The sequence below is a fragment of the Rhizobium sp. 11_C7_N12_5 genome, from assembly GCF_051811145.1.
GTDB lineage: Bacteria > Pseudomonadota > Alphaproteobacteria > Rhizobiales > Rhizobiaceae > Rhizobium > Rhizobium lusitanum.
The window spans coordinates 2,097,716-2,118,421 of record NZ_JBPWPY010000001.1 but is presented as its reverse complement, the minus strand read 5'-3'; the positions used below and the strand labels follow the sequence as shown (position 1 = coordinate 2,118,421).

Annotated in this window: 18 protein-coding genes; 8 read left to right on the top strand and 10 right to left on the bottom strand. The window is 61.5% G+C overall.

Features of this window, described 5'->3' with window-relative positions:
* From AB8B29_RS10445 to AB8B29_RS10435, 3 genes are read right to left on the bottom strand one after another with little or no spacing between them, the layout of a single operon-like run.
* Entirely contained in the window at positions 1 to 2,820 is a 2,820-nt protein-coding gene (locus tag AB8B29_RS10445; RefSeq protein ID WP_037194754.1) for a DUF4159 domain-containing protein, read from the bottom strand.
* Complete coding sequence (locus AB8B29_RS10440; protein ID WP_037194752.1) at positions 2,817 to 3,737, bottom strand: DUF58 domain-containing protein; 921 nt, start codon at positions 3,735 to 3,737, stop codon at positions 2,817 to 2,819. Before AB8B29_RS10440 ends, AB8B29_RS10445 begins: the two co-directional genes overlap by 4 nt.
* A gap of 26 nt (positions 3,738 to 3,763) precedes the next feature.
* On the bottom strand, positions 3,764 to 4,777 hold the full coding sequence (locus tag AB8B29_RS10435; protein WP_037194750.1) for an AAA family ATPase: 1,014 nt from the start codon (positions 4,775 to 4,777) through the stop codon (positions 3,764 to 3,766).
* A gap of 168 nt (positions 4,778 to 4,945) precedes the next feature.
* Between AB8B29_RS10435 and AB8B29_RS10430 the strand changes: the two genes are divergently transcribed.
* The 3 genes from AB8B29_RS10430 to AB8B29_RS10420 are packed head-to-tail and all read left to right on the top strand — an operon-like array spanning position 4,946 to position 7,454.
* On the top strand, positions 4,946 to 5,569 hold the full coding sequence (locus AB8B29_RS10430; protein WP_037194747.1) for a DUF1285 domain-containing protein: 624 nt from the start codon (positions 4,946 to 4,948) through the stop codon (positions 5,567 to 5,569).
* On the top strand, positions 5,566 to 6,201 hold the full coding sequence (locus AB8B29_RS10425) for a CoA pyrophosphatase (RefSeq protein ID WP_037194745.1): 636 nt from the start codon (positions 5,566 to 5,568) through the stop codon (positions 6,199 to 6,201). Before AB8B29_RS10430 ends, AB8B29_RS10425 begins: the two co-directional genes overlap by 4 nt.
* A complete protein-coding gene (locus tag AB8B29_RS10420) occupies positions 6,198 to 7,454 on the top strand; it encodes a CCA tRNA nucleotidyltransferase (RefSeq protein WP_037194743.1) in 1,257 nt (418 codons plus the stop codon). The genes AB8B29_RS10425 and AB8B29_RS10420 overlap by 4 nt, the downstream gene beginning before the upstream one ends.
* A 17-nt stretch (positions 7,455 to 7,471) precedes the next feature.
* On the opposite strand, the gene AB8B29_RS10415 is transcribed toward AB8B29_RS10420, so the two are convergent.
* The 3 genes from AB8B29_RS10415 to hemF all read right to left on the bottom strand — a co-directional run bounded on the left by AB8B29_RS10415 (position 7,472) and on the right by hemF (position 9,074).
* A complete protein-coding gene (locus AB8B29_RS10415; protein ID WP_037194740.1) occupies positions 7,472 to 7,657 on the bottom strand; it encodes a DUF1059 domain-containing protein in 186 nt (61 codons plus the stop codon).
* A gap of 133 nt (positions 7,658 to 7,790) precedes the next feature.
* A complete protein-coding gene (locus AB8B29_RS10410; protein ID WP_037194738.1) occupies positions 7,791 to 8,069 on the bottom strand; it encodes a hypothetical protein in 279 nt (92 codons plus the stop codon).
* A 93-nt stretch (positions 8,070 to 8,162) separates the two neighbouring features.
* Complete coding sequence (hemF, locus tag AB8B29_RS10405; RefSeq protein WP_113118501.1) at positions 8,163 to 9,074, bottom strand: oxygen-dependent coproporphyrinogen oxidase; 912 nt, start codon at positions 9,072 to 9,074, stop codon at positions 8,163 to 8,165.
* A 169-nt stretch (positions 9,075 to 9,243) separates the two neighbouring features.
* Here hemF and AB8B29_RS10400 point away from each other — a divergent pair, with 169 nt between their 5' ends.
* Positions 9,244 to 9,504, top strand: coding sequence for a hypothetical protein (locus AB8B29_RS10400; RefSeq protein ID WP_037195387.1), 261 nt, complete (start codon positions 9,244 to 9,246; stop codon positions 9,502 to 9,504).
* A 49-nt stretch (positions 9,505 to 9,553) separates the two neighbouring features.
* On the opposite strand, the gene AB8B29_RS10395 is transcribed toward AB8B29_RS10400, so the two are convergent.
* From AB8B29_RS10395 to AB8B29_RS10385, 3 genes are all read right to left on the bottom strand, one after another.
* On the bottom strand, positions 9,554 to 11,197 hold the full coding sequence (locus tag AB8B29_RS10395; RefSeq protein ID WP_037194734.1) for a Na/Pi cotransporter family protein: 1,644 nt from the start codon (positions 11,195 to 11,197) through the stop codon (positions 9,554 to 9,556).
* 205 nt (positions 11,198 to 11,402) lie between these two features.
* The gene (locus AB8B29_RS10390) at positions 11,403 to 12,542 is read right to left on the bottom strand and encodes a hypothetical protein (RefSeq protein ID WP_113118502.1); all 1,140 of its coding nucleotides are present in this window, start codon (positions 12,540 to 12,542) and stop codon (positions 11,403 to 11,405) included.
* A 100-nt stretch (positions 12,543 to 12,642) separates the two neighbouring features.
* Positions 12,643 to 13,116 (bottom strand): tRNA (cytidine(34)-2'-O)-methyltransferase, encoded by a 474-nt coding sequence (locus AB8B29_RS10385; protein WP_037195385.1) that lies wholly within the window; start codon positions 13,114 to 13,116, stop codon positions 12,643 to 12,645.
* A 390-nt stretch (positions 13,117 to 13,506) separates the two neighbouring features.
* On the opposite strand from AB8B29_RS10385, the gene AB8B29_RS10380 reads away from it, so the two are divergent.
* Positions 13,507 to 15,360 carry an ABC transporter ATP-binding protein gene (locus tag AB8B29_RS10380; RefSeq protein ID WP_047562680.1) on the top strand — a complete coding sequence of 618 codons (1,854 nt, stop codon included), beginning with the start codon at positions 13,507 to 13,509 and terminating at the stop codon, positions 15,358 to 15,360.
* A 146-nt stretch (positions 15,361 to 15,506) separates the two neighbouring features.
* Entirely contained in the window at positions 15,507 to 17,369 is a 1,863-nt protein-coding gene (locus tag AB8B29_RS10375) for an ABC transporter ATP-binding protein (protein WP_047562682.1), read from the top strand.
* Between the two features lie 47 nt (positions 17,370 to 17,416).
* Here the strand turns inward: AB8B29_RS10375 and AB8B29_RS10370 are convergent, their stop codons facing one another.
* A complete protein-coding gene (locus AB8B29_RS10370) occupies positions 17,417 to 18,358 on the bottom strand; it encodes an endonuclease/exonuclease/phosphatase family protein (protein WP_047562684.1) in 942 nt (313 codons plus the stop codon).
* 467 nt (positions 18,359 to 18,825) lie between these two features.
* Here AB8B29_RS10370 and petA point away from each other — a divergent pair, with 467 nt between their 5' ends.
* Both petA and AB8B29_RS10360 read left to right on the top strand, forming a co-directional pair.
* Entirely contained in the window at positions 18,826 to 19,404 is a 579-nt protein-coding gene (gene petA / locus AB8B29_RS10365; RefSeq protein ID WP_037194725.1) for a ubiquinol-cytochrome c reductase iron-sulfur subunit, read from the top strand.
* Between the two features lie 14 nt (positions 19,405 to 19,418).
* Positions 19,419 to 20,693 (top strand): cytochrome b, encoded by a 1,275-nt coding sequence (locus tag AB8B29_RS10360; RefSeq protein ID WP_034504061.1) that lies wholly within the window; start codon positions 19,419 to 19,421, stop codon positions 20,691 to 20,693.
* Positions 20,694 to 20,706 lie beyond the last annotated feature (13 nt).

Below are 20,706 nucleotides of genomic sequence, written 5' to 3'. Positions count from 1 at the left end.
TTACTGCCCCAACCGTTGCAGGATATCCGGGATGTGCACCTGATCGGACTTATAGTTTCCGGTCAGCATGTACATCATGATGTTGACGCCGGTACGGTAGGCATATTCGCGCTGGGTCTCGTCCGGGGGCACGGTCGGCAACAGCGGCGCGCCGTTGTCGTCCACTGCCCACGCGCCGGCGAAGTCGTTGCCCGTGATCATGATCGGCGTCACGCCATCCGAGGAAGCCACGGCATTGCCGTCCCGGCGCGTATCCTGACGCGCCTCGATCCAGAGCGGGCTGTCGGCATAGCGGCCGGGGAAGCTTGACAGCAGGTAGAAGGACTTGGTCAGCACATGACCCGCAGGCACCGGCTCGAGGGGCGGAATGTCGAGATTGGCGAGGATCTGCTGCAGCCGCTGGCCGTTCGGGCTCGGCGTCGACGTGTCGCCCATGGTGTCGAGGGCGTCGCGCGTGTCGAAGAGCACGGTGCCGCCATTGCGCATATAGGCATCGATGCGGTTGATAGCGTCGTTGGACGGCATCGGCGCCGTCGCCGATATCGGCCAGTAGATGAGCGGATAGAAGGCGAGCTCATCCTTGGCGGGGTCCAGCCCCACCGGCGGGCCTGGCTCCAATGTCGTGCGATATGTGAGGTAGTCCGAAAGGCCGGCGAGGCCGCGCTCGGAAACATGATCTACGTCGGATTCGCCCGTGACGACATAGGCAAGATGCGTCTTGTCGAGCCGCGAATAGATGGTGTCGTCGCCGGGTTTGGAATCGTCGGCCAAGGCACTCGCCGGATGCAGGAAGGTCGCGACCGAGACGGCCAGCATCAGCATCGCTGCACCGCCGGCGATGGTCTTCGTCGACCTGCCCAGGCGAGGAAAGGCGCCATTCATGAAGAGCACGATCAGGCTGTCGGCCAAAAGGATGAGGAAGGCGAGGGTGAAGAGGATCGGCTTAGCCGACCATGCCTCGCCGCCGATCAAGCCTTCCCGTGCCACCGTACCGGCAGCCGACGCGTCCAGCGGCTTGAGCTCGGCGCCACGAGGCAGGACGTTAAGCGCGGTAAAGCCCTCCTCGGAGCCGTAGAGGCCCGGCGGATTGTCGAAATTGGCGATGGCCGTTTCCTTGCTGTTCGGTTCGAGCGGCCGGGCGCTGCCGATCTCGCTGGTCAGCACGCCCTTGGCGGTCAGGAGCCGATATGGCGGCATGGCCTCGGTTGTCTTGGCGGTGCCTTGCGTCGACGTGACGCCGCCGGAGCGCGACAGCTGGACGATGCGCCGCAGCATCTCGACGAAGTCGCCCGAGATGGGCAGGTCGGACCATTGCGGTTCGGCGCTGACGTGGAACAGTACGATGCGGCCGGCCTGCATCTGCTTCTCGGTGACCAGTGGCGTTCCGTCTGCAAGGCTCGCCCAGGTGCGTTCGGCAAGATCCGGCGTCGGCTCGGCCAGAACCTGCCGTTTGACCAACACATTGATCGTCTTCGGCATGCCGGCGAAGGGGCCGAATGAGGGGAAGTCCGCGAGCGGCTGCGGCTCGGCCCAGGAGAGTGCGCCGCCGAAAGTACGCTCGCCTTGCCGGAGCGTCACGGGCACGAGTGGATCATCGGCAGGCGCTGCAGCAAGGCGCGGACCGGCAAAACGCACGAGCGTTCCGCCATTCTGAATCCAGCGCTGCAGGGGCGCATAGCTTTCTTGCGGCAGGCGGCCGACATCGGCCATGATGATCACCGATGGATTGCCGGCCAGCAATTCGGGGATCGATTTCGCCAGATCGGCGCTATTGGGCTGGATCAGGTCGGCATAAGGCTGCAGGGCGCGCTGGATGTAGTAGAGCGGCGACAGGATCGGCTGGAATTCGTCGGCGGCCTGCCCGGAGAGGAGCGCCACGCGGCGGCGGCGGAAGCCATCGTCGAGCAGATAGACGCTGCCGGCGCTGGCATTCCGGTCGATGCCGATACGGGCAAAATCGTTGCGCATTTCGAAGGGAGCGGCGATGGAGCCGGTGGCGACCGTCTGGCCGCCGGCAAAGGTCAGCGAACCGGCGGCGATCGGCCGACCCTGGCTGTCCTGCGCCGTGAGCCCCAGGCGCAGCGGGTTGGCGCCGTTCAGCCGCGTCGCTGTCACGGTCATGTCTTTGGAGGCATTGGCCGCGCCGGTGATCGCCAGAATATCGCTGCCGTCACCTTCGATCAGCCGTAGTTCGCTCGGCTGCAAGGCGGCGAGCCGGCTGACGATATCGTCCTTGTCCTTGCTCTCGATGCCGTCGGAGATGAAGGCGATCGTGCCGGGTTTGCCGTTGAGTGCTGCCTTCACGGCGTCAGCGGCACGTTGGCGGTCGGGGACCAGCGGCCTTGGATTCATCGCATGCAGCTTGTCGCGGGCCGCTGACGCAGCGCCGGGCGTAGCGTCATTGCCTTGTTCGGCGGTGAAGACGATCGAGACGGGAATGCCCTTGGCGTCGGCATCGTCGATCAGCGCGTCCGCGGTTCGAACACGACGCTCCCAGTCCGAGACGCTTGCCCAGCTATTGTCGATCATCAACACCAGCGGCCCGCTGCCCGACAGCGTGTTGGTGCGCGGATTGAACATCGGGTTGGCGATGGCGAGAATGACGAGGGCGGCCAGCAGCATGCGCAGCAGCGTCAGCCACCAGGGGCTGCGCGCCGGCGTTTCCTCGCGCTTGAGAATCGTCGCGAGAATGCGCAGCGGCGGGAAGACTTCCGCGCGCGGTTGCGGCGGCGTGAGGCGCAGGAGCCACCAGATCGCGGGAAGCAGGATCAATGCCGCGAGGATGGCGGGCGAGGCGAAGGCGAAGGAAAGACCGCTCATGGCTGCCCTCCCGACGCCACCTTGGCCGGCATGCCGGAAAGATACATATGCACGGCGACAAGCGCTTCCGATGCCAACCGGTCGGTGCGATGGCTCAGGAAGGTCCAGCCGAGATGGCGCAGCGACTGGCCGAGACTTTCGCGGCGCGCGAGGTAGGCGCGCTGATAATCGTCACGCAGGTTTTCCGCGCGCCCGGCGATCAGCTTCGAGCCCGTTTCGGGGTCGCTGAATTCGGTGCGGCCGCTATAGGGGAAGATTTCCTCGGCGGGATCCGCGACTTCGACGACATGACCACGCAACCCCCGGCGCGCCAGAGGCCCGATCCGGCTCATGACACTATCGGCATCATCCAGGAAATCGCCGATCAATACGATATCACTCCAGCCACGGATCATCGCCGTCTGCGGCAGGCCGCCTTCGAGCGGCGTGTGCATAAGGGCCGCTGCCAGCCGCTCGGCGGCATTGCGGGTCGAGACCGGTTCCATGATGCCGGGGCAGCCGATGCGTTCACCGGAACGGGAGAGGATTTCGGCGAGCGCCAGCATCAGCACCAACGCGCGGCTTTCCTTGGAAGCATGGCCATAGGTCGATTTGTACATCATCGAAGGCGACAGATCGGCCCAGAGCCAGATCGTATGCGCGGCTTCCCATTCGTGATCGCGTATATAGGTGTGATCGTCGCGCGCCGAGCGGCGCCAGTCGATGCGCGAAAGGCTTTCGCCTTCACTATAGGGGCGGAACTGCCAGAAATTCTCGCCGATGCCGCGCTTGCGACGGCCGTGCCATCCGGCAATGACCGTGTTGGCGATGCGCTTGGCTTCGACGAGGCAATCCGGCACGAGGGCGGCGCGACTGCGGGCACGGGAGAGGGCATCGTTGCCTGAAGTCGGTCTGACGATCTGTCCGATGGATGCCACGCGCTATACTCTCCTCGACACCCAGCTTAGGTTCTCGACTGCTTTACCAGCCCTGCGATGACATCGCGCACGGACATGCCCTCGGCGCGGGCGGCAAAGGTCAGCGCCATGCGATGTTCGAGCACGGGCTCGGCCAGCGCATGCACATCGTCGATCGACGGCGCAAGCCGGCCTTCATAAAGTGCACGGGCGCGGGCGCAGAGCATCATCGCCTGGCCGGCGCGAGGGCCAGGGCCCCAGGCGACGTGCTTGTCGGTCGAGGCGTTGCCCTGACCTGGTCGTGCGGAGCGCACCAGGGACAGGATCGCGTCGACGACGCCGTCGCTGACGGGCATCTGGCGGATCAATTGCTGAATCTCCAGCAGGCGCGCGGCATCGATGACGGCCTGCGGCGTCGCTTCGCTGACGCCGGTGGTTTCGAGCAGGATACGGCGCTCATCTGCGAGTTCCGGATAGTCGACATCGACCTGCAGCAGGAAGCGGTCGAGCTGGGCTTCCGGAAGCGGATAGGTGCCTTCCTGTTCCAGCGGATTCTGCGTTGCCAGCACATGGAAGGGCGCGGGCAGGTCATACCGCTGGCCAGCGATGGTGATGTGATACTCCTGCATCGATTGCAGCAGCGCCGATTGCGTGCGCGGCGAGGCGCGGTTGATCTCGTCTGCCATCAGCAGCTGCGCGAAGACCGGGCCTTTCACGAAACGGAAGGAGCGGCGACCGCTTTCGTCCTGATCCATGACTTCGGAGCCGAGAATATCCGACGGCATCAGGTCGGGCGTGAACTGCACGCGGCTGGAGGCAAGGCCGAGGACGGCGCCAAGCGTGGTCACGAGCTTGGTCTTTGCAAGGCCCGGCACGCCGACAAGCAGGGCGTGACCGCCCCCGAGCACGCCAAGCAGCGTATTCTCCACGACGCTTTCCTGGCCGAAAATGACCTTCGATACCTCTTCGCGTATGTTGGCGATATCGCTCAGCGCCTTCTCGGCTGATGCAATGATCGCCTGCTCGTCGAGGCTCGTTTCGGTCGATTTGATCATGCCCATTTGCATCTCCAATGGCAGAAAAACGGCGCGCGCGATTCGCAGACCTTACACATTTGCTTCATAACCAATACAACTTATCGCCACGAAGACGGCTGACAAGCACGTTTCGAATGACTATCTCGTGAGAAACTGTCGTATTCGTGACTAACGGCGAACCGGGACGGAAGAATGGCAACCGACGAAATCAAGGCAACCGGTGATGCGGCGAGTCTCGCGGCGCTGATTTCGCGCGCCGCCGGCGACAGCGGCGGCCGCAAGAAGGGCCTGCCGCCCGTCGATCGCTGGGATCCGCCGTTTTGCGGCGATATCGACATGGAAATCAGGGCCGACGGCACCTGGTATTATCTCGGCACGCCCATCGGCCGCGCGCCGTTGGTGCGCCTGTTTTCCACAGTGCTGCGCAAGGACGAGGACGAGAAGACCTACCTCGTCACGCCTGTGGAAAAGGTCGGGATCCGCGTCGTCGACGCGCCGTTCGTCGCCGTCGAGATGAGCGTGAACGAGCGCGATGGCAGACGCGTGCTGACTTTCCGCACCAATGTCGGTGATGTCGTCGAGGCGGGCAGGGAGCATCCGATCCGTTTCGTCATCCGCGGCGAGAACGACGAACTGAAACCCTATCTGCATGTTCGCGGTCGGTTGGAAGCCCTGGTGACGCGCGCGGTCATGTATGATCTCGTGGAACTCGGCGAGCCCGTCGAAATCGCCGGCCGGGAGATCTTCTGCGTGCGCTCCGGCAGCTCTATCTTTCCCGTGATGCCGGTTGCCGAATTGGATGCGCTGACGCGATGAGCGAATTCCCCCTTTATTCCGCGGATGAATTTCGGCGGCGTGCCCTCAATCAGAGCGGTGGCCCCATTGAGCTTGCCTGGCGCGATCACGGCGATCATCTCCTCAATCCCGAAACGATATTGCAGGTCGAGGGCCTGAAGCTGCGGGATGCGGCGGTGCTCGTGCCTGTTGTCGACACCGGCGACGACGCCAAGGTGATCTTCACGCTGCGGACGTCGACCTTGCGCAAGCATTCCGGCCAGATCGCCTTTCCGGGCGGCGCGGTCGATCCCGAAGACGCTTCACCGGAAATGGCCGCCGTGCGCGAGGCGGGAGAGGAGATCGGGCTTGCCGATATCTTCATAGAGCCCGTCGCGCGGCTTCCGCATTATCTTGCAGCGACCGGCTTCCGCATCACGCCTATCCTTGCCGTGGTGAAGCCCGGCTTCGATCTGGCTCTCAATCCGACCGAGGTCGAGGATGCCTTCGAGGTGCCGCTGTCTTTCCTGATGGATCCCAGCCACCACGCGACGGATACCATGCTGTGGCAGGGGATCGAGCGTCATTTCTATCGCATGCCCTATGGGCAGCGCATGATCTGGGGCATTACCGCGGGCATCGTCCGCACGCTTTACGAAAGGCTCTATTCATGACGTCCGTTGCCGGTGAAGCCTGGTTCCGGGATGAGGCGCTGCAGCGGGCGCTGTCGCTGCTGAATGCCGATGGCGGCGAGGGCCGCGTTGTCGGCGGCGCCGTGCGCAACAGCCTCATGGGGCTTCCGGTCGCCGATATCGATATCGCCACGACATTGCTGCCGGAGGCCGTTGTCGAAAGAGCGGCTGCGGCGGGCATCAAGGCGGTGCCAACCGGCATCGCGCATGGCACGGTCACCCTGATCATCGACGGAAAACCGTTTGAGATCACGACCTTGCGGCGGGATGTTGAGACGGACGGACGCCGCGCCCGCGTCGCCTTCAGCGAGGACTGGCAGGCCGATGCCGAGCGGCGGGACCTGACGATCAACGCTCTCTATGCCTCGGTCGATGGCGAGGTGCTCGATCTGGTGGGCGGGCTTGCCGATCTCGAGCGTCGCAATATCCGCTTCATTGGCGATGCTGCGGCGCGGATTGCCGAAGATCATCTGCGCATATTGCGCTTCTTCCGTTTCTTCGCGCACTACGGCAGCGGCCGGCCGGATGCGGACGGGCTGCGCGCCTGCGCGGCGGCCCGGTCCAAGATCGCCGCGCTGTCGGCCGAGCGTGTCTGGTCGGAGATGAAGAAGCTTCTCGCAGCCAAGGATCCGGGCCGGGCGCTGCTCTGGATGCGCCAGGTGGGGATATTGACCGAGGTTCTGCCGGAAACGGAGAAATGGGGGATCGATGCCATTCCGGCGCTCGTAACCACCGAACAGGCGCTCCGCTGGCCGTCCGATCCCTTGTTGCGGCTTGCCGCCATCGTGCCGCCGGATGCGGCGAGACTTGCCAAGCTCGCCGAGCGGCTGCGCATGTCGAAGGCCGAGGCGGCCTGTCTACAGGCCTGGGCAAACATGCCCGCGATCAAGGACGACATGTCGGAAGCGGCCTTCGATCGCTTGCTCTATCGCCATGATGCATCGGGCGTTGTCGCGCGACTGAAGCTTGCGCTTGCCATCGCGCGGGGCAAGGCGGAGGGCGATTTCGAGGAGATGGCGCGCGCTGCGCGGCTTAGCAAATTGCTGGAGCGAACGACGAAATGGAAGCGGCCGGCTTTCCCGCTCGGCGGCGCGGATGCGCTTGCCGCAGGCATTGCCGCCGGCCCCCGGGTCGGGGAGGTTCTCGGCAAGCTCGAGCAGGAATGGCTCGATGGGAACTTCGCGATGAGCCGGGCCAAACTTCTCGCCCGGCTCAAGGATTTGGCGAGCGCCTGACAGCCCGAGCCGGCGGATCAGGCCGCGTTCGCCTCGTCGCGAATGCGTGTCTTGATGTTATCGACCATGTTTTCCCGGACGATTGTTTCGCCATGCGCGTCACGCATGTGCTCGACGGCGCGGCGAACCACCTCGGCATCGTCCTTGGCGCGAGTGTGCCAGGTGCAGCCGGGCACCAGCGTACCACATTCGAACAGGCGCATATCTTCCTCCTCATATTTCAACGCTTGGACATTCCTCAATGCCGAAGGGCATTAAGGTTAAAACGCAACGGGCTGGAAAAGGTTTCTCGCGTCCGGCAAGGCTCTTTGCTTGCCGGACGCGTGCTTGCGGACTTCAATCCGGCATCGCCCAGGATCTGAAGCAGTCCGAAGACTGATATTTCGGTATGGGCGCTTGTCTGGTCGAACGATCGGCGGTCATGCGAGCGATTTCGCTCGGCGACTTGCGTGCGAACTGCATCCTCACCTGCTCGATGAAGCAGGACAGCGGCAAATCGGATCCGCTGCGGATCCGCATATCCTCAGCCAGCCGGATGACGAATTCCGGACTATCGACCGCGCGCGAAAGCTTCTGTTCTTTCGAAACTTCCGTGACTTGATTCAGTACTGCCATTACAACCTCCTCCGATTGAAACGAGCATTACGTCACCTAGGCACTCCCTCGGGCAATTTCAGGGTTCTGTCTGATCATTTTATGTTGAACGCCCTAAGGCCAACGCACCACCGGCGGCAGAGATGATAAAATCGACTCGACGTTGCCGCCTGTTTTCAGCCCAAATATTGTACCCCGATCGTACAGCAAATTGAACTCCACATAGCGTCCGCGACGAATTAATTGCTCGTCGCGATCCTCCTCGGACCATGTCTCGTTGAAATTCGAGCGGACGATCCGCGGGTAGACCATGGAGAAGGCCCGTCCGACGTCGCGGGTAAAGGCGAAATCGGCATTCCAGCCGCCCGCTTCTTCCTCGGAATGCAGCCAGTCGAAGAAGATGCCGCCGATTCCGCGTGCCTCGTTGCGATGTTTCAGGAAGAAATATTCGTCGCACCAGCTCTTGTAACGCTGATAGTCAGCGATGGCATGCCGGTCGCAGACGATCTGCATGGCGCGATGAAAGAGGACGCTGTCGGGGTCTTCCTGCGTGCGACGACGGTCGAGCACCGGCGTCAGATCGGCGCCGCCGCCGAACCAGTGACTGGTCGTGACCACCATACGGGTATTCATATGCACGGCAGGCACATTCGGATTGACTGGGTGGGCGATCAGCGACAGGCCAGACGCCCAGAAGCGCGGGTCTTCCTCGGCGCCCGGTATCTGGCTGCGGAAATCGGGAGAAAATTCGCCATGGACGGTCGAGGTGTGGACGCCGACCTTTTCGAAGACGCGGCCTTCCATCATCGACATGCGGCCGCCACCGCCCTGGCCCTTTTCCCGCTGCCAGTCCTTGGCGACGAAGCGTCCCGGCTCCTGGTCGGAAAGGGGGCCGGCAAGCTCGTTCTCCAACTGCTCGAACTCGGCGCAGATCGCGTCGCGCAGGCTCTCGAACCAGGTTCGCGCCGCCTCTTTCTTTGCTTCAATATCTTCGGGTAGTCCTTTGGGAGGATTGGGTCGTTCCATGCACGCTCTCCGACGGCGCAGGCAGCTGGCGGCCCGCGATTCGCACCGTATGTATCGTGATTTTGAATAACAGCAACACTGCGGCGCAGCCAGTGCAGCAGCGTCGCAGGAAAATCGACTCGCAAATTTCCCGATGCGGTACTATGTTCCCTCCCATTGGCGAGGTTTTATCATGAAGATACCCGGACCGCCGCCCCTTGATGGGCTGAGAAACCGAATATTCCGCTACCGGCAGGAGCATCCAACCGGCGGAAAGAGCGATTTCGTTCGCGAGACCTTTTGTCTCAGTCGCCCCGACGCACGCGCCAAGGCGCGCGAATGGTTCGATGAATTCCCCAAAGCCGCCTATTGGACCGAAGTCGAAAGCTGGCGTCAAATCGAGGGCGACCGCATCGAATTCACCATGCGGCGTTTGCCGTCGGCGGATTGAGTCGGACGAAATTGCGGCTTGCGATGGCAGGCAATGAGCCTGCGCGGTCTTATTGTGTACTCCGCAACCGGCTTTCGATCAGCAACCCGCTCTCGTCCAGGATCGGATGTGCCACCGAAACGATGTGAGCATTGATGCGCTTCAGATCGCGCAGCATGTCGAGATGCAGCGAGCTGGTCTGCAGGCTGTCGACGCGGCCGTCGCGCAGTCTTTCGAGGTGGCGCTCGGAGGACTGTTTCTCCAGCCGGCGGACGTCGACCTTCACCTCCATCAGTTGCCTGGCGAGATTGGAGTCGCGGGTCACGAGGATGGTCTGGGCGATGCGCAGGTTGTCGATTGTCAGGCTGAAGAGGCTTCGCAGCTCGCGGTACCCGTCCTCCGAGAAGGTCAGCCCCTTGCCGATCTTCTTCGCCACCTGCTCGGCAAGGCCCTTCTCGATGATGTCGCCTATATGCTCGAGATTGATGGCATAGTCGATGATGACGATGGAGCGCCTGCCGTTCTCGGCATCCAGCCCGTCGCGGCCGAGCTTCGACAGGTAGATCTTCACCTCCTGCTGGATCCGATCGACGCGCTTCTCCAGAATCGGGACTTCCTTCAACGGCGACAGGTCGTTGTCGTTGAAGGCATTTTCCGTGCGGATCAGCATGCGTTCGACGAGATCCCCGACGCCGAGCACCTCGCGCGTGGCGCTTGCGAGTGCGACGACAGGCGTGGTGAGGGCCTGCTGATCGAGAAAATTCGGCCCGTCGTCGGCCCGCGGATCGTCCGGCACAAGCCGGAGCATCACCTTTGAGAGCAGGCGCGAGAAGGGCCAGGCGCAGACGGCAAGGGCGATATTGAAAAGCAGATGCACATCCACGGGCAGTTTGGCCGGCGAGAAATGGAGGTTTTGCATCCAGTCGCCGATATAGCCTGCGAGCGGCAGCGCGATGAGGCAGCCGATCGCGCGCACGATCAGGTTGCCGAGGGTGACGCGCCGCGCGGTCGCCGGGCCTGACAATGTCGCCATGACCGGCGGGATCGCGCCGCCGAGATTGGCACCGAGCACGAGCACCACCGTCAATGCTGGGGACAATATGCCTGCTGACGCGAGCGACAGGATCAGCACGACGACGGCAAGGCTGGACGAGGACACAAAGGCCAGGACAGCCGAGAAGATGAGCGCCACTGGCAGCGCGCCGTCAAGCAGGCCGATGAAGGCGCCAAGCGCCGGCGATTGCCGCATCGGCGCGGTCGCAAGGCTCAGCAATTGCAACGAAAGCAACATCAGCCCGATGCCGATGAGCGCCGCTCCAGCGCCCTGCTTGGAGGTCGACGAGCGGCGATAGAGTACGATGCCTATGAGAAGGATAAGAGGGGACAGCCATTCGATGCCGGTCGCGACGATCCATGCCGTGACCGCCGTGCCGACATTGGCGCCAAGCAGGACGATCTGCGCCATGCTCGGCAGGACGAGATCGCGCTCGACGAAGGAGGCAATCATCAGCGCCGTCGCTGTGGAGCTCTGCAGAGCAATTGTCGCCAGGAAGCCGGATAGGAATGAGCGTCCGCCGCTGCGCGTGCCTTTGGCAAGGCCTGTTCTGAGCTTGGCGCCGAAGGCGCGCGACACGCCATCCTTCACCTGTGCAAGCCCGAAGAGCAGGAGAGCAACGGCCCCGAACAGATTGATCATGACAATGGTAGATTCCAATTTTCTTCTTATTCTTCCTCATGCCGCCATTTGCTAGATAAATCCGAAAGCATAATAACATACTGAAAAGGCATGTATTTCAGCATGCAGGCGTATCGGATGAGAAGAGGCAATTTTAATCGCCGGCTAAGCATTATACGCTTGCGGAGACCTTAGTCCATCATCACTTGCGACATATGGGGTCAGTATTTGCGCAGCGTCCGCTTCAATGTGGCTTGGGCGGTTGCAAATCTTCGGAAGAGCCGGGTTCACTGTGCGGCGTGCTTGGCAATGTGCTTGCCGAGAAGGCCTTTTTGACCTTTTCGATTGTTGCGGGTCGCGGTCCGGGACGAGCAGAGGACAAGGCAACGATTGTCTCGTTCGCCAACGGCGATGCTTCCGCGCTGCTTTCCTCGGCCCGCGCATCCGCTGCCATCGGCGAAGTCGCCAGGATTTCCTGGAGCGTTGATGTCACAGGCAAATGGCCGCCGAAATCCGTATTCGTATGATGCCAGGCATGGGGAATGTGTCGATCGGCGTCGATGAACGGCCGCGAATTGATTTCGCCGAACCAGTCCCATTCGCCCATGACATCGACGACGTCGGTGAAGGCCGGCGGCATGGCGATGCGTGCGCCTATCGTCACGATCTTCATAGTTTCGGCCAGGTCGGCGACCCGTATCTCGTCCTCTTTGCAAAGATCATGCAGGGCGGCGGAAAGCACGAGATTGCCCTTGGAGTGGCCGACCAGCAGGCGGAAGGAGAGGCGGGGATCAGCAAGAAGCGCCTGTACGGTTCTGGTATCGAGGCTGGTGCGGGCGGCCGCTCCGTCGCCATATGCTCCGACTTTGGGACGTCCGGCAAGGTCGTCCAACGTTTCCAGCATCGGTCGCAGGCCCCTCAGATGTCCGAAGAAAAAAAGTCCGCCGAAAGCCTCGGTGATGACATCGGCGATGCCGTAGCCGGAGACGACAACGGCGACCGGCCCCTGGATTGCGTCCGCCACGTTTCGGGCGAAGGCGGCCGCACCCAACGCGGAGCCGCCGATGCCGGCGACGGCGAGTGCCCGCACCTTATCGCCGCCGCGCAGGACGAATTCGTCCACCGTCTCGCAAAGGATAATCGGCGCACCATCGCTTGGCGGGACGATCATGATCGCACCCTGGGCGGCGAGCGAGTCGCTGATGTAGAAGGCTTCTTCCGGCGTGATCACCTTGATGTCGTAAAACAGGGCGTCGAGTGCGACATTCCGTTGGCGAAGGCCCTCGAGAGCGAGATTGCGAAGGGGGGAGCGCTGAAGCCGCTCGGGGAGGCTCAAGATGCGCGCGAACTGGATGAGGGAGAGAGTGAATGCCGTCTGGAACATGGGTCACCTCGCCAAGGTTGCCTGAGTTAGAGCATTCCAGGGCAAAGCTTCTCACACTTTATCCGACGTGCCAACGCCTATTCGGGCACGACATTCAGGCCTAGCGCGGGATCGGCGTCCATTGCGTCTGCCGCAGCGCTTCGCCTGCTATCATGGCCGCCGACATGGCGACATTGATGGAGCGCTGGCCTTCGACCATCGGGATCAAAATGCGGCCATCGGCCTTGTCGTGCACATGCTCGGGCACGCCTGCGCTCTCACGGCCGAAGAGGAGAATATCGTCGCTGCGGAAGGCGAAGTCGGTATATCGTTCGGCCGCTTTGGTGGAGGCAAGCACCAGCCGCCGCCCGCTTTCCAAACGCCACGCCTCGAAGCGGTCCCAGTTCACGTGCCTGGTCAGGGTCACGGCTGCCAGGTAATCCATGCCGGCGCGCTTCAGGTTGCGGTCCGAAATGTCGAAGCCCGCCGGTTCGATGATGTCGACGCTAAGGCCAAGGCAAGCGGCCAGACGCAGGATCGTGCCGGTATTGCCGGGAATGTCGGGCTGGTAGAGGGCGATGCGAAGCGTGGTCATGGCCTGCAACTAGCGAAATCACGCGGATTTGTCTTCGATTTTCCGCGATACCTCGATTTTTGTGATGTCTTCCATCAGCACAATTGAAGGTTTCAGCCCATTTTTCAGGCATATTTCACTTTTCAAAACAGGAAATGCGCGCTAAAAGATACTCGCTCTACAACCAGCGAGATAGGAGGCACAGATGGATATCACCTTTGTAATGATGCGCCTCCGTGCCGTGAACCCACGGTTCTGATTAGGGCGCTTCAAGGCGCACTTTCGCAGGTCCCCCTTTTCGTTTCGTTGCGCGGCCAATATGGCCTCGTTCTTTCATCGTCCGGTCACCATATCAGTCTGCACCTTTAGGCGCAGCGGATGGTCAAAAGGTCGAGTCTTTGGAGCATTTCAATGTTTGGCTGGTTCGAACAGCGACTAAACCCCTTTCCGAGCGAGGTGCCGGACGCTCCGCCGCGCGGTCTCTTTGCCTTTTGCTGGCACTATACCAAGCCGGCAGCACCCTGGTTGATCGCCATGAGCATCCTCACGATGCTGATCGCGATCGGGGAGGTGGCGCTATTCCAGTTTCTTGGCGATATCGTCGATTGGCTGACCAAGGCCGATAGGACGACCTTCCTGCAAACGGAATGGCACAAGCTTTTCTGGATGGGGGCGATGGTGCTGATCGGCCTGCCGTTTGCGGCGGTGCTCGACAGCTTCATCATGCACCAGGTCCTGCTCGGCAACTATCCGATGATCGCGCGCTGGCAGATGCATCGCTTCCTGCTGCGCCACAGCATGACTTTTTTCGCCAACGAGTTCGCAGGCCGCGTCGCCACCAAGGTGATGCAGACCTCGCTTGCCGTGCGCGAAACGGTGATGAAGATCCTCGACGTCTTCGTCTATGTGGTCACGTACTTCCTGTCGATGATCCTCGTGATCGCGATGGCGGATTGGCGGCTGATGTTCCCGATCCTGCTTTGGCTCGGCGTCTATGTCGCCATTGTCGCCTATTTCGTACCGGTGCTGCGCAAGATCGCCGCACAGCAGGCCGATGCGCGCTCGACTATGACGGGTCGTGTCGTCGACAGCTATACCAACATCGCGACGGTGAAGCTGTTTTCGCACGCGGGTCGGGAGGAGAAGTACGCCAGGGCTGGCATGGAGGAATTCCTGGGCACCGTGCACCAGCAGATGCGCAAGGTGACGATGTTCCATGCCGCCGTCTACATCAACAACTGCGTGGCGCTGTTCATCGTTTCGGCGCTGTCGATCTGGTTCTGGCTCAGCGGTTCGATCTCGGTCGGCTCGATCGCCATTGCTATCGGCCTTGCCATGCGCGTCAACGGCATGTCGCAGTGGGTGATGTGGGAAGTTTCGGCGCTCTTCGAGAATATCGGCACGGTCTATGACGGCATGGAGATGATGACGAAGCCGCATGACATTGTCGATCAGCCGACGGCTTCGCCGATCTCAGCCAAGCAGGGCGCAATCCGCTTCGACCACATTCGCTTCCACTATGGCAAAGCGAAGGGTGTCATCGAGGATCTGACCCTGGACATTCGGGCCGGCGAAAAGATCGGGCTCGTCGGTCGCTCAGGCGCCGGCAAGACGACGCTGATGAACTTGCTGCTCCGCTTCTACGATCTGGAGAGCGGTCGCATCACCATCGACGGCCACGACATAGCCGGGGTGACGCAGGACAGCCTTCGTTCGATGATCGGCGTAGTGACGCAGGATACGTCGTTGTTGCACCGCTCGATCCGCGACAACATCGCCTACAGCCGCCCGGATGCGACCGACGAAGAGGTGACCCAGGCGGCAAAACGCGCCAATGCCTGGGAGTTCATCGAAGGTCTGGTCGACATGCAGGGCCGCAAAGGGCTGGATGCGCAGGTCGGCGAGCGCGGCGTCAAGCTCTCCGGCGGCCAGCGGCAGCGCATCGCGATCGCCCGCGTCTTCCTGAAGGACGCGCCGATCCTGGTGCTTGACGAGGCGACCTCGGCGCTCGATTCCGAAGTGGAAGCGGCGATCCAGGAAAACCTCTTCGCGCTGATGCATGGCAAGACGGTGATCGCCATTGCGCATCGCCTGTCGACGCTGACCGAGATGGACCGTCTCATCGTCCTCGACAAGGGTCGGATCATCGAGATGGGCACACATCAGGAGCTGGTCCAGAACGGCGGCATCTATGCCGAGCTCTGGAGCCGCCAGTCCGGTGGTTTCCTTGCGGACCACGAAGAGGCCGAGGCGGCAGCGGAGTAAGCATGAGGAAAGGGCGGCTTCGGCCGCCCTTTCTGTTGGCGCCTCATTCGTGGTGAGCCCGCCGCATCCAATCCTAACAAAAATGTAACCTTCGCTATGGCCCCCCTTTACTTTGCGAGCTCTCAGAAATTCCCTATATCGCTCGCATGCTCATCCGTTCCGTGTACCGTCTGTTCGAGACGTGGATTGATCCCTACTACCGCAGCGGCGATCTTCGTCCGCCGCGGTCGCTCGGGGCGTTCATCTGGTACTATGTCAGCCAGGCGAAAGGCCCGTTCCTGGCGATGGCGGCGCTCGGCGGTGCCGTGGCGATGCTCGAGGCGGCGCTGTTCTGGTTCGTCGGCCATCTGGTCGACATTCTCGACAGGGTGAACCCGGGCGAAGGATGGAGCGGACTGCTCGCCGGCCATGGGGGAGTGCTCCTCGGCATGGTCTTCGTCGTTCTGGTGGTCCGCTTCGTGGTCGTCAGCCTTGGTGCGCTTGTGGAGGAGCAGGTCGTCGTGCCCGGCTTTCTCAATCTCGTGCGCTGGCAGGCCTATCGGCACGTGGCCAGGCAATCGGTCGAATTCTTCCAGAACGATTTTTCCGGGCGTGTCGTCACCAAGGTCTGGTCGGCGGGCCAGGCGACAGGCGATCTTGTCGTGTCGCTGCTGCAAGTGGTCTGGTTCATCATCATCTATGCCGCTTCCACCATTGCGCTGGTCGGCAGGCTCGACTGGCGGCTGGCGCTGGTGATTACGGTGTGGATCGGCATCTTCTCGCTGCTGGCCCGCCACTTCGTGCCGCGCATCCGGCGGCACGCCCGCAACGCGGCGGAGGCATCCTCGATGCTGAACGGCCGCATGGTCGACGCCTATGCCAATATCCAGACGCTAAAGCTCTTCGGACGTGAGGAGCAGAACGACGATTATATCCGCAACGGCTTCGATCGTTTCCAGGCCGCCGTCATGCCTTTCACGCGGCTGTTGACGGGTGTACGTTCCTCGCTCGCCCTGCTGTCGGGCGTGATGATCACCACCATCGGCGCGCTTGCCGTGCATCTCTGGTTGTCCGGCGCGATCTCGACCGGCGGCGTTGCTTTCACGCTCAGCATGGTGCTGCGGCTGAACATGCTCTTCGGCCGCATGATGGCGCAGTTCAACGCCATCATGCGCAATCTCGGTACGATCCAGAATTCGGCCGAGATGATCTCCGAGCCGATCGGCCTGGTCGACCAGGCAGGCGCCAAGGACCTGACGATCAGCGGCCCCGAAATCCGCTTCGAGAACGTGACCTTCCACTACGGGCGCGGCGGCGGCATCATCGACAATTTCTCCCTCTGCGTGCGCGCGGGCGAGAAGGTCGGCATTGTCGGCCGCTCGGGGGCGGGCAAGACGACGCTCGTCAATCTGCTGCTGCGCTTCTATGACCTTGAAGGCGGCCGCATCCTGATCGACGGCCAGGACATAGCCCGCGTGCGACAGGAGTCGCTGCGCGGTGCGATCGGTATGGTGACTCAGGATACCGCCCTTCTGAACCGCTCCATTCGCGACAACATTCTTTTCGGTCGTCCGGATGCCGGCGACGAGCGGATGGTGGAGGCGGCACGCCAGGCGGAGGCGGACAGGTTCATCATCGATCTCGAAGATCAAAAGGGGCGCGCCGCCTATGCGGCCCATGTCGGCGAGCGCGGCGTCAAGCTTTCGGGCGGCCAGCGCCAGCGTATCGCGATCGCGCGCGTCATGCTGAAGGACGCGCCGATCCTGGTGCTCGATGAAGCGACGTCGGCGCTGGATTCTGAGGCCGAGGCCGCGTTGCAATCCAATCTCGACACGCTGATGAAGGGCAAGACCGTGTTGGCGATCGCCCATCGGCTATCGACCATTGCCAAGCTCGACCGGCTGATCGTGGTCGACAAGGGCAAGATCATCGAGGAGGGGACCCATGACGAGCTGATCGCCCGCCGCGGCCTCTATTCCGAGCTCTGGGCACGTCAATCCGGTGGCTTCATCGCGACCGACGCCGAATAGCCTCTCCTCCGCGCGCATCTCCGCCAAGAACCTGCGATATCAAGCCACTATTTGGAAATGCCGAACTCCGTCATCACGCCGAAATGGTTCGAGCCCATGGCGTCGGGTATCTGCTTTACCGATACCAGCCGCAGCGGAGCGCGCGCGAACACATGGTCGATCGTGATGCCGTAGGCGCCGGCCTCGATCGGCCATGTGGCCGGTTCCGGGAAGGCGTGGCGCAGGCCGGTTGCCGCCAGGAAGTCCCGCATATCGGGCACGATGACCGACGCGTTGAAATCGCCGGCCAGGATCAACGGCCCTTTCACATCGCCAAGGATCGAGCCGAGAAGATCGAGTTCGATCTGATGGAAGGCGTCGAAATAGGGCTTGCTCAGATGGACCGATGCGAAATTGACGGGCTGTCCCTCCATGTCGATGGTGGCGAGAATGAAACGATTGTCCCAAAGGCTGCCGAGGCTGCGCATGAGCTGCGTCTGGAACGGCCGCTTCGACAGCATCAGCGAGTCGCAATCGGACGTCATCACGCCACAGCCGATGCGGTAGGGATAGACCTGTGTGATGCGATCCATCTGCGAAAAGATCGGGCCTGCCTCGAAGATTTCGACGATATCGGCCTTCGAGCCGATGATGAGATCGGCGATACGTCCGCCGTTCTCGAAGTTGCTGTCCTCTATGTTGAAGGAGAGGAGCCTGAAGCTTCCGACCGATGCTTCCGCCGGCGCAATGAAGGAGGGGACGGCATATTCCTGGAGCATGATAACGGAATGCACCAGCAGCGCGGCGCCGACCAACACCAGGAATGTCGCATACCAGTGCCGTTTGAAAACAAGCGCGATCAGGGCGAGCACGATCGCGACCAGGCTGATGTGGGTCTGCAGGCTATCAAAAAAGGCCAGTATCCACGAATCGGCCACGTAGCGCGCCGCGAGTATGCCGAGCGCCAGAGTGGCGAGGACACATAGAACGCAATAAACCGTATGTCTCATGAGAGGTTCTCGTGCTTCGTTTTCGGCGCTTTGACGAGGCGCAGCAACGGCTTCAATCGTTCATAAATCGCGCGCTAAATCCATTCAGTTTTAAGAGGTAGAAAGGCAAGCCCACTATATACCGGACGCTGTACCGCTACCGCTTATGCCGCAATGCAGCATTGAAATCACTGTTTATTTTGCCTTGCATCATAAAAATATATTATCTGAATCGCTCGTTTTTTCATGTGCTTAGGGCCGCGTGACTGCAGCTTGCGATTTTAAGCTCCGGCCTTGCGAACGAATAGCGCAGTTTTGCCGCGACATTGTGCCCTCTTCCCTTGCCAAGACTGGACATAATTTGCGATCAAGCTTAGAACGCAGCGGGTTACGGAGGAATCTATGGCGGAATTATGGTCGCGTTGATTCGCCGTTAGTGAGGGGGTACCGCGGCTCTGCCGCGGTTTTGCGGAAGAGGATGTCCAGCCTTGAGCGAGCATAGTACGACAAGTGAAACCATTGGCGAGCCAACTCGCCGCGATTTCCTTTATTTGACGACAGGAATGGCGGGCGCAGTGGGCGCGGTTGCCGTCGCCTGGCCGTTTATCGATCAGATGCGGCCGGATGCGTCCACACTCGCTCTTGCTTCCATCGAAGTCGACGTGTCGAGCCTGGAGCCTGGCATGTCTCTGACGGTGAAATGGCGCGGCAAGCCTGTCTTCATCCGCAACCGCACGCAAAAGGAAATCGACGATGCCAAGGGCACGCAGATTTCCGATCTGAAGGATCCCGTCGCCCGCAATGCCAATCTGCCGTCGGATGCGCAAGCGACCGATGCCGCGCGTTCGGCCGGTAATGGGAAGGAAAACTGGCTTGTCATGATCGGCGTCTGCACGCATCTCGGTTGCATCCCGCTCGGTCAGGCTGGGGAATATGGCGGCTGGTTCTGTCCCTGCCACGGTTCGGTCTATGATACCGCCGGTCGCATCCGCCATGGGCCGGCGCCGCAGAACCTCGCCATTCCGCTATATGCGTTCACCGCAGAAAAAAAGATCAAGGTCGGTTGAGGGGGAGCTGAATCATGAGTACTCATTCGTCTTACGAGCCATCCACAGGGCTCGAAAAATGGGTCGATGCGCGGTTGCCGCTGCCGCGTATGGTCTATGACAGTTTCATTGCCTATCCGGTTCCGCGCAACCTGAACTATGCCTATACGTTCGGCGCGATGCTGGCCGTCATGCTCGTTCTGCAGATCCTGACGGGTGTCGTCCTTGCCATGCATTATGCGGCGGATACGACCGTCGCCTTCAATTCGGTCGAAAAGATCGTCCGCGACGTCAACCACGGCTGGCTGCTGCGCTACATGCATGCCAACGGCGCGTCCTTCTTCTTTGTCGCTGTTTATCTCCACATCGCGCGCGGCCTCTATTACGGCTCCTACAAGGCGCCGCGCGAAATCCTCTGGATCCTCGGCGTGATCATCTATCTGCTGATGATGGCGACCGCCTTCATGGGCTATGTGCTGCCCTGGGGCCAGATGTCCTTCTGGGGTGCCACTGTTATTACCGGCTTTTTCTCGGCCTTCCCTTGGGTCGGCGACTGGATCCAGACCTTCCTGCTCGGCGGCTTCGCCGTTGACGATCCGACGCTCAACCGCTTCTTCTCGCTGCACTATCTGCTGCCGTTCATGATCGCCGGCGTTGTCATCCTGCACATCTGGGCTCTGCATGTGACCGGCCAGACGAACCCGACCGGCGTCGAGGTCAAGCTGAAGACCGATACCGTGGCCTTCACACCCTACGCCACGCTCAAGGACGCGCTTGGCGTTTCGATCTTCCTGCTGGTGTTCGCCTATTTCGTCTTCTACCTGCCGAATTTCCTCGGTCACGCCGATAACTATATCCCGGCCAATCCGCTGAAGACGCCGGCTCACATCGTTCCGGAATGGTACTTCCTGCCGTTCTACGCAATGCTGCGGTCGATCACCTTCAACATCGGGCCGATCGATTCCAAGCTCGGCGGCGTCTTGACGATGTTCGGCGCGATCATCGTGCTGTTCTTCCTGCCGTGGCTCGATACGTCGAAGGTTCGTTCGGCCGTCTATCGTCCGTGGTACAAGCTGTTCTTCTGGCTGTTCGTCGCCGATGCCATCCTGCTCGGTTGGCTGGGCTCGCAGCCGGCGGAAGGGATCTACACCACGGCTGCGCAGTTCGCGACATTGTTCTACTTCCTCTTCTTCCTCGTCGCCATGCCGGTGCTCGGCATAGTCGAGACACCGAGGCGCGTTCCCAATTCGATTACGGAAGCGGTTCTTGAAAAACAGGGCGGTAAAGTTGCCACCCCGGTTCAAGCTTGACCGGCGATAGAGG

Bases quoted from the DNA above. Each gene is read 5' to 3' on its own strand.
- AB8B29_RS10445 (WP_037194754.1), bottom strand. From the start codon at position 2,820: ATGAGCGGTCTTTCCTTCGCCTTCGCCTCGCCCGCCATCCTCGCGGCA.
- AB8B29_RS10435 (WP_037194750.1), bottom strand. From the start codon at position 4,777: ATGGGCATGATCAAATCGACCGAAACGAGCCTCGACGAGCAGGCGATC.
- AB8B29_RS10430 (WP_037194747.1), top strand. From the start codon at position 4,946: ATGGCAACCGACGAAATCAAGGCAACCGGTGATGCGGCGAGTCTCGCG.
- AB8B29_RS10425 (WP_037194745.1), top strand. From the start codon at position 5,566: ATGAGCGAATTCCCCCTTTATTCCGCGGATGAATTTCGGCGGCGTGCC.
- AB8B29_RS10420 (WP_037194743.1), top strand. From the start codon at position 6,198: ATGACGTCCGTTGCCGGTGAAGCCTGGTTCCGGGATGAGGCGCTGCAG.
- AB8B29_RS10415 (WP_037194740.1), bottom strand. From the start codon at position 7,657: ATGCGCCTGTTCGAATGTGGTACGCTGGTGCCCGGCTGCACCTGGCAC.
- AB8B29_RS10410 (WP_037194738.1), bottom strand. From the start codon at position 8,069: ATGGCAGTACTGAATCAAGTCACGGAAGTTTCGAAAGAACAGAAGCTT.
- hemF (WP_113118501.1), bottom strand. From the start codon at position 9,074: ATGGAACGACCCAATCCTCCCAAAGGACTACCCGAAGATATTGAAGCA.
- AB8B29_RS10390 (WP_113118502.1), bottom strand. From the start codon at position 12,542: ATGTTCCAGACGGCATTCACTCTCTCCCTCATCCAGTTCGCGCGCATC.
- AB8B29_RS10385 (WP_037195385.1), bottom strand. From the start codon at position 13,116: ATGACCACGCTTCGCATCGCCCTCTACCAGCCCGACATTCCCGGCAAT.
- AB8B29_RS10380 (WP_047562680.1), top strand. From the start codon at position 13,507: ATGTTTGGCTGGTTCGAACAGCGACTAAACCCCTTTCCGAGCGAGGTG.
- AB8B29_RS10375 (WP_047562682.1), top strand. From the start codon at position 15,507: ATGCTCATCCGTTCCGTGTACCGTCTGTTCGAGACGTGGATTGATCCC.
- AB8B29_RS10370 (WP_047562684.1), bottom strand. From the start codon at position 18,358: ATGAGACATACGGTTTATTGCGTTCTATGTGTCCTCGCCACTCTGGCG.
- AB8B29_RS10360 (WP_034504061.1), top strand. From the start codon at position 19,419: ATGAGTACTCATTCGTCTTACGAGCCATCCACAGGGCTCGAAAAATGG.